1 protein-coding gene is annotated in these 506 nt (G+C 53.0%); it reads left to right on the top strand.

The window, feature by feature from the left end; all coding sequences use genetic code 11:
* The coding region (locus AC1DUA_RS40415; RefSeq protein WP_477504990.1) for a methyl-accepting chemotaxis protein at window positions 1-436 on the top strand (436 nt) is incomplete at its 5' end.
* Window positions 437-506 lie beyond the last annotated feature (70 nt).

Genomic DNA, 506 nt, shown 5'->3' with positions numbered 1-506 from the left:
TGCCGGAGATAGCGGTAAAGGTTTTGCGGTTGTAGCTGGAGAGGTTCGCAAGCTTGCTTCTCAGACAGATGATTCCGTGCGTGGTATCTCAGAACTCATCTCCAACATTCAAAGAGATTCTGTTCGCGCTGCAGGGGTTATGAACACTGGATTACTGGAAGTACAGGAAGGCTTGAAGGAAGTAGGCAGCGCCGAGATGGCCTTCGGTCAAATCGTAGAAGCTTCTCAGGAAGTAGCGAGCAAGATTCAGGAAACCGCTGCAGCTGCACAGCAGATGGCTGCTTCTTCGGAGCAGATTGCCGCAACGGTTGCCAATGTCGGTTCTGTTGCACAGCAAACATCAGGAACAGCACAGTCTGTAGCTGCTGCTACGGAAGAACAGCTGGCCTCCACCGAGGAGATCACATCTTCTGCGAGAAACCTGGCGACCATGTAGCTGCTGCTACGGAAGAACAGCTGGCCTCCACCGAGGAGATCACATCTTCTGCGAGAAACCTGGCGACCAT

It is taken from the genome of Paenibacillus sp. 01T422 (assembly GCF_056398785.1).
The sequence above is the reverse complement of the archived record's forward strand: the minus strand, read 5'-3'. Positions and strand labels throughout refer to the sequence as shown.